1 protein-coding gene and 1 pseudogene are annotated in these 2,770 nt (G+C 42.5%); both read left to right on the top strand.

The features are described 5' to 3' along the window. Positions 1–267: pseudogene (locus OGV94_RS00800) on the top strand (formylglycine-generating enzyme family protein); the annotation flags it as partial. Between the two features lie 42 nt (positions 268–309). Next, positions 310–2,634, top strand: a complete 2,325-nt coding sequence (locus tag OGV94_RS00795) for a hypothetical protein (RefSeq protein WP_286522157.1) — start codon at positions 310–312, stop codon at positions 2,632–2,634. Positions 2,635–2,770: the final 136 nt, after the last annotated feature.

Raw genomic sequence — 2,770 nt, 5'->3', positions numbered from 1 at the left:
GCCGGAAACGGCTGGGAATGGATGAAGGACTGGTATGACCCGGAATACTACAGCCATTCGCCGGTAAAAGACCCGCAGGGCCCGGAGAAGCCGGTATTCAAAGACGCGGACGGGTACTACACGCGGGTGCTGCGCAGCCAGGACTTCTCGGGACCGGGGCGCGGGCTGACGATGTTGCGCTATAAGGCGGACCCGGAAAGCAGATCATACCGACCAGGCGACAAAACCGTGCGCTGCGCCGTTAACCACCCAAGTCCGGTGAAGTGATAATTCATTAATTTATACATCTGAATAATCAGGGAAAAGATTATGAGCGAATCAGATACGCTAGTAGCAGAACATCAAACGAAGAAGATTGAATCAAATGTAAAAATTGTGATTGTCAAATCTTGTCAGTGTTATTTCAGGATTGAAAAATTACAATTAATCTTTATTGATGAAGCGGATGCCAGCGCGTTTGAGGACGCAATGAGCAAGCTGAGCAATCTGGTAAACACACATCATATTGCAAAGAAAAAATATTCAAACGCTATTGAAAAATATGGTGTGCAGTTAAAGGATACTGCCAATAAGGACCGGTTGCCTGAACTGGAAAAGGAAATTTCAAAGGCCGAAGGTGAGCTACAAACAGCAACTAAAAATCTACAACAGGAGTTAGGCGAATTCAGGGAAGAAAGCGGATACAAACCCATAATTGAGCTAATACCCATTGAAGATGTTAAAAAAAAGGCATTTGGTCGATTTTATTCCTATATAAAAGAAGAAGATTATAAGAAGTTTGAAGAAAAATTCACAGTGATTTCCGTGGATGATTTTAGTGGTGATAAGATCTTCACCAAAGATAAAGACAATAATATTATTGGTATTGATATGAAATCTTTATCAGAGAAGTTGAAAGCGGCCAGGGTAAAGATCAAACAAATGATGGATCGCACAATGATTGTTAGTGCCAACATCAAGTATGAAGATACATTAACTGAATGGGCTTCTGTGTGGAATGATAAAACCTATAACAAAACAGGGGAGTATATTGATGTTTCCGCAGGTGCTCAATTTATGCGCCTGACAGCGAATGCTTCCACTTTTAATAGCTGGAACCCTGATACTGGCCAAGCACAAATAAAAGGTGAGGCTCAGGCCGAACTCACGGTTTTTTCCGGGAAAGTAACTTCTACGATTTATGTTCCAGACCGAACAGGTTGGCCGCTTAAATTTATGATTAATGACAAGGATGAAGCCAATATTGGTGTGCTGAGGGCAAAGATCGACGGAGAGTTAACTGGGTATGTTGGCGCATCGGCTAAGGTAGAAGCTAACCTCCAGTTTGTGACTCATAATAATAAACAGTTATTAATGGGTAATCGCACCAAAAGTTCGACATTTGCAGAACGAAAAGAAGGTGTAAAAGTTAAAGGTAATAAAGGCAAAGCAAAAAAGGGGCTGGAAGTAAAAGCTGAAGCCTTTGGTGGTGCTAAAGTCGGCGCTAGTTTAGGGGGAACATTACAGTGGCTGAAGCCCTTCACTTCACTGGTCGCGGAAATCCCGGCCATGTTAAGAAAGTTAGGTCTTGATCCTGAATTAATGCTTGATTCCGCAACGATGGCAAAATCAATTCAACTCAGACAAGAGAATGATAAAAAGAAAGACGATCATTTGGGAACATTTCAGAATTTTGGTTCACTTAAAGTTGGTGGCGAGGTTCAGTTAGGCGCTGGAGCCAGCGGTGAATTTAGGGTTCGCTTTGTTAAAGGAAGATTCAGGTTCCATATTCATGGCAGTTTGTGTTTGGGGCCGGGCGCGAAGGGACTTTTGGAGGGTGAGATTAATCCTGAACTGTTTATGGAGTTCGCAGTATGGGTTATCTATCAACTCTATGGTATGGATTATAAGCACTGGGTGATTATTGAGGAAGAAGCATTTAAGGCTTTGGGATATATTTTATTGATGGACCAGGAGAAAAAATATCAAGAGTATTATGATAAGGCGAAGGCTGAATTTAAAAATGTTTATGAGGATTTTACTTGTTTTGTTAAATCAACATTTACAGAAATTATGACGGCAAGAGACCAGTCGGCAAAACGCAATAAATTCGCGTCTGAAATTAATAGCAACCCTGGCAATGTATACCTTTATTCGCCTGAGGCAAAAGGGTCTGCCCTGTATATCCTGACCTTAGACGGCGCGTACGATCGCATTGATATCAATAACCAGGGTGATGGCTTCATTCCGGATACCAACCATGAGCGAAAAAAAGCGGTATTGTTTATTTTGTCCAGTATTCAAACCAAACGGGAGTGGAAAAAGGTATTGACGCGTATCACCGCAACGGGAACGGTGTATCCGGGGAATGAGGATGCGGTTGTTAAAATAGCACAAAAGAATATCCGGATATTCCTGCAGACGGGCATTGATAGTGATGACGAGCTGGATGATATTATCGATAAACTAGAACTACGCGATTTCGATGAGCTCGTGTCGCGTTTAAAGAAAAAACCAACCTACGGCTATTCTTTTTCTCCGAACTGCAGTAAGCAATATAAGCTGCATTGTGATGACAACCCATTCTATAGCTCACTGTGTCATTTTGTACCGGTTGAACCACAGTATCAGCAAAAGTGGGAGAGTAACGATTAATGGAAAATAACCGAATCTATAAATATAGCCTGGCGCTGGTGCTGGTGCTGAGCGGTTGCGATAAACCGGAACCGGCGGTGCGGGATAACGCGGAATTAGCACAATACCTGCAACGCATTACCGGCGATCTGGTTTT

The sequence above is a fragment of the Citrobacter sp. Ce006 genome (assembly GCF_030336535.1).
GTDB lineage: Bacteria > Pseudomonadota > Gammaproteobacteria > Enterobacterales > Enterobacteriaceae > Citrobacter > Citrobacter europaeus.
Note: the sequence above shows the minus strand (reverse complement) of the source record. Positions and strands in the feature narration are given on the sequence as shown.